The sequence below is a fragment of the Wolbachia endosymbiont of Mansonella perstans genome (assembly GCF_020278605.1).
In the GTDB taxonomy this organism is placed as follows: domain Bacteria; phylum Pseudomonadota; class Alphaproteobacteria; order Rickettsiales; family Anaplasmataceae; genus Wolbachia.
The window spans coordinates 1-4,882 of record NZ_JACZHU010000078.1; the positions used below are offsets into that span (position 1 = coordinate 1).

General features: G+C 38.0%; 5 protein-coding genes and 1 tRNA gene. 3 read left to right on the forward strand and 3 right to left on the reverse strand.

Annotated features, from left to right (window positions below; all coding sequences use genetic code 11):
- Positions 1-40 precede the first annotated feature (40 nt).
- Positions 41-649 carry an RDD family protein gene (locus IHO13_RS04490; RefSeq protein ID WP_225538465.1) on the reverse strand — a complete coding sequence of 203 codons (609 nt, stop codon included), beginning with the start codon at positions 647-649 and terminating at the stop codon, positions 41-43.
- Between the two features lie 21 nt (positions 650-670).
- Positions 671-753, reverse strand: a tRNA-Leu gene (locus IHO13_RS04495).
- 113 nt (positions 754-866) lie between these two features.
- Here IHO13_RS04495 and IHO13_RS04500 point away from each other — a divergent pair.
- From IHO13_RS04500 to IHO13_RS04510, 3 genes are all read left to right on the forward strand, one after another.
- Positions 867-2,318 carry a replicative DNA helicase gene (locus tag IHO13_RS04500; protein ID WP_225538466.1) on the forward strand — a complete coding sequence of 484 codons (1,452 nt, stop codon included), beginning with the start codon at positions 867-869 and terminating at the stop codon, positions 2,316-2,318.
- Between the two features lie 118 nt (positions 2,319-2,436).
- Entirely contained in the window at positions 2,437-2,649 is a 213-nt protein-coding gene (locus IHO13_RS04505) for a hypothetical protein (protein ID WP_225538467.1), read from the forward strand.
- Between the two features lie 164 nt (positions 2,650-2,813).
- Entirely contained in the window at positions 2,814-3,101 is a 288-nt protein-coding gene (locus tag IHO13_RS04510) for a hypothetical protein (RefSeq protein ID WP_225538468.1), read from the forward strand.
- A gap of 101 nt (positions 3,102-3,202) precedes the next feature.
- Here IHO13_RS04510 and metG read toward each other — a convergent pair whose 3' ends face one another.
- On the reverse strand, positions 3,203-4,750 hold the full coding sequence (gene metG, locus IHO13_RS04515; RefSeq protein ID WP_225538469.1) for a methionine--tRNA ligase: 1,548 nt from the start codon (positions 4,748-4,750) through the stop codon (positions 3,203-3,205).
- Positions 4,751-4,882: the final 132 nt, after the last annotated feature.

Genomic DNA, 4,882 nt, shown 5'->3' on the forward strand with positions numbered 1-4,882 from the left:
AATAGCTTCATTACTATGACAATGGTGACGGCTAAGGTTGTCAAGTAGTTTTTTTGTTCTGTCTTCTAAGGCTTTTACTCGTGATAACTACCGTGTCTGCGATCTTGTCATGCCAAGTTTGGAAGCGTTTGTCGAAATTTGACCATATAAAACCTAAAAATAATGGCGCGACTGACAATATAAAGGAGAAAAACCTCTTCGTTGCTTGTTTCAGGGTCATTTTTCCAAAAGTCTGCTCATCCACAACTCTGAGTCCAAGTAGTAGCTTTCCTGGCGTAGCAGCGAACCTTATCCACATATATGCAACATAGCTAAATAGCATAATAAATTGGACTATTTGATTTAGAACCATTAATTTAACAAGTTTGCTCTGCGTTGCCTTCTCTTCCGCAGAAATTGGCGCTTGCACCTGATATTTTGCAATTATTCCGCTTAATATTTTTCTGTCTTCTGAATTTGTAAAGAGCTGATTTAAAGCCAGGCTGCAGAACTGTAAGAACAAAACGATAATAATTAAATCAAGCAATGCCGACATATAGCGCCTAAATCCCGTTACATAGCATATTCCATTCTCATCCTTTTTCACCTTTTGAATAGCATTCATAGAAGAGAGAATAGGAAATAAGCGATTAAAAATCCTATGTAACATATGTGTTTTCCAACATTTGAGTGCCCCTGGCTGGACTTGAACCAGCATGCTTTTGCAAGCAACAGATTTTGAGTCTGCCGTGTCTACCATTTCACCACAGGGGCTTAAGTTTCAATACTATAGGCAACACGAAATTAGTCAAAATTTTTTACCTTTGCATCTTTCAAACGAGGACTAAATATTCTACAATAATCGATAGTTACTCTAAAAACTTAGAATGAATGAATTAGCTGATCTCATCGATTCAAGAAGCATAGGTAAAGAAATATGCAAATTACCACATAACTTGGAAGCGGAGCAAATGCTCATTGGTACAATGATTCGTGATAATAGAATTTGTGATGCAGTTGAAGATATGATTGCAGCAGACAATTTTTATGATCCACTGCATCAAAGTATTTTTACTCAGATATCTAAAACCAGAAAACACGGCATAGTTGCCAATGAACTGAGCCTCAAAATGTTTTTTGAGAACGACGAAGCATTTACCAAGTGCGGTGGAGTTGAATATCTTGCAAAGCTCGCAGCGAAGGCAAGTATTGCGCTTGATATATACAGCTTGACTAGAATAATCCGTGATACTTATTTAAGAAGATGCCTAATCAAGCTCGGGCAGGAGATAGTTGATGATAGTTACAGCTATGACGTCGAAAACCCTGCACAGGCGCAAATTGAACAAGCAATGACCAAGTTGTTCAATTTAGCGGTAAAAAAGCAAGGCGAGAAGACGTATATAAAGCTTGCAAGCTCGGTTAAAGATGTAGTTGAAAAAATCAGCACGTTGAAAAATAATCCAGAAGCGCTGGGCATTACAACCGGACTCCAAGACCTAAATCAGCTTCTTGGTGGTCTGCAGAAATCTGACCTATTAATTCTAGCTGCAAGACCTTCTATGGGTAAAACAGCACTGGCGCTAAACATTGCCCTTAATGCTTGTAAGGTCTTGCAAAAAAGAGCAGATAAACAACACTACGTAGCATTTTTCTCACTTGAAATGTCAGCGGAACAATTAACTGCAAGATTGATCACTATAGATTCAGGAATTAGTTATTATAAGGCACTGACCGGAAGAATTAGTGATTTTGAATTGCATGAATTCATTAATGCTAGTGCAGAATTGTCTGAATTGCCTTTCATCATAGATGACACTCCTGCACTGTCAATAAGTGCTCTTCGTACCAAAATACGTCTGCTGTATCAATTATATAATGTGGAAGTGGTATTTATTGATTACCTGCAGTTAATCAGAGGAACAACAAAAAGGAGTAATGAAAATAGAGTGCAAGAAATCTCGGAAGTGACGCAGGGTTTGAAGGGAATTGCAAAAGAGTTAAATATTCCTATTGTTGCACTATCGCAGCTCTCCCGTTCTGTTGAGCAGAGAGACGACAAAAAACCACAACTTGCTGATTTGCGTGATTCGGGAAGCATAGAGCAAGATGCAGATATAGTAATGTTCCTCTACAGAGAAGAATATTATGAGCTAAGAAAGCAGCCAAGTGAAGGAAGCAATAAACATCGAGAATGGCAAGAAAAAATGGAGAAAGTTAGAAATATTGCAGAGCTCATTATTGCAAAACAAAGGAACGGACCAATCGGCAGTGTGAAACTGTATTTTGACTCCAGCAGAGGCGCGTTCAAAGATTATATGGAGAGGCACAGTTCATAGCCTTCGGCAATCTTTTATCAATATCTATCCTTGCTGTAGTTTGCTTATTTATTAATAAGTTTGATATATCTCTTCATCCGTGCTATAAAATAGTAAATTAATTCTAGTGAGGTATATAATGAAAAATATATTTAATAAAACTAATGAGCCTTATCTTGTAAGTGGTGCTTTAGCTATCAGAACTCTATTGGCATCAGGAATATTTGCTGTAGCTCCTTATGTTGGGTTCCTAACTCCAGTTGCAGCTCTAAGTCTTGGCCTTCCATTCATTGCTGGTGGTGCTGTATTTTCTGCTGCAACTATTGCACTTTCAGTTGTAGTGATTAGCTAAGAACAACACTATTTCTGAGAAAGGTACTGAGATTTCTAACTTGAAAGATCAGCTGGCTAAGGCAAGAGAAAGTAATAAAGGCTAAGAATAAAGCTATTGCTGATCTTAATGAAGATGACATACTGAAACGTCAAGAGCGTAGAGAGAAAAAACAAGAAGAGGTTTTGGACTGTGCAGATCCCAGGAATCTATTTAAAGAGGGGAAACAGCAGGAGGAGATTTTAGATCCTGTAGCTCTTATAAGCCTGTTTGATGAAAGTCCTAGCTCAGAAAGTCAGCCAACTAAATCTGAGAACGGGGGTATATTTTATGATATAGAACCTAGTGAGGAAAAAAGTACTAGAAATCGCTCAACTCAAAATGGTCAAAGCCGGACTGAGTGGGGCATAGACACAGCTAAGGCAGCATTGAGAGGAACAATATTTGCTACTGTTCAGCAGCACCTATTGTGAGTGTGTTTTTGACAAAGCCTGAAGTGTCAGGTGTGCTTTATGAGACCAGCGGTACATACTCTCGTTACTAAAGGTAATCCCACCTAGGAGGAATAGTTTAACTATTTCTCCTCTTTAGCCTCAACCCTCAAAAAAACTGGCGTGGGTTTAGGTAGTGTAATACCTAAGCTTACGCACGCATTGCACAGAGATTTTAAATCGCGTTGTTCTTTTGGAATTTGTATTTGATCTAGTATCATTTCTGCTGACCTTGGGACAATTGGCTGCAGTAAAATACCAATTATCCTGATATATTCGAGTAGTTTATAGATTACTAAATTCATGCGCTCTCTATCAGTTTTACTCAATGTCCAGGGTGCACTTTTATCTATATAAGCGTTGGCTTCAGAAGATATGTTAATAATTAAAAGTATAATCTGATTAAACTCATACTTTGATAGATGATCCATCGCTTTATCGAGTATAGCTTTACAATTTGTAAGGCTTTCCTCACCTTTAAGTAGGCTTTGATCGACTGTTGGCACAATTCCCGAGCATTGTTTGTGTAAAAATGAAATTGTTCTTTGCACTAAATTGCCTATATTGTTTGCCAATTCTGAATTTACTCGGCTGATCATGTTTTTTTTGCTGAAATTACCATCTTGGCCAAAACTCGATTCCCGAAGGAGGAAATAGCGTAACTGATCAACGCCAAATTCCTCAGCCAGGTCAATTGGGTCTATGACATTGCCAAGAGACTTAGATATTTTTTCTCCCTCGTTTAACCACCAACCATGCACTGCAATTTGTTTTGGCAGTGACAAATCTGCTGCAAGGAGAATAGCTGGCCAATATATGGCGTGAAAGCGCAATATATCTTTACCGATTACATGAACATTGGAAGAGCTGTCATTTGCCTGAAACCTTTTATATTCTTCACCTTTAGTACCAGGAAAGCCTACTGACGTGAGATAATTAGTGAGTGCATCAACCCAGACGTAGATTACGTGTTTGTTATTGCCTGGCACTTTTATTCCCCAATTAAAACTAGTGCGAGAGATTGAAAGGTCAGTGAGTCCTGATCTTACAAACAATACCACTTCATTTTTTCTACTTTCAGGAAAGATAAAATTTGGCTGATTTTCATATAACTCCAGTAATTTGTTCTGCCAATTCGACAAACGAAAAAAGTAGCTCTCTTCTTTTATCCACTGAACTTCTGCATCTGTTGGTGCTTTACCATCTATCAGCTCCGATTCCTGATAAAATGCTTCATCACGAACTGAATACCAACCTGAGTAAGAATCAAGATATATTTGTCCTCTCTCTTCAAGCCTATTCCACAAAGCTATCACTGCTTTTTCGTGACGTTCTTCCGTGGTACGGATAAAATCATCATATTGAAAATTCATGGACTTAGCTAATTCCCTAAATGAAACGCTTATTTCATCTGTAAATTCTTTTGGTTGCATTCCCCGTGCTTTAGCTGCTTTCTCGATTTTTTGTCCGTGCTCGTCTGTACCGGTAGTGAATTTGACATTTTTTCCAGCAAGTCTCATAAACCTTGCCACTACATCACACAAAAGAGAGGTATATGCGTGACCAATGTGTGGTTTGTCGTTTACGTAATATATTGGCGTAGTGATATAAAAGTTTCCAAATTGCTCCATTATTCAATGCTTAAAGCTTTATCGTATCTGCACTAGTTGTAAAAATCAATAGCTACCGGGTTTTGTTACATAATAGTAGACAACAGTAGAGAAAAGCTACCCAATAGAAAACGAAAAAAACTACTTTACAAT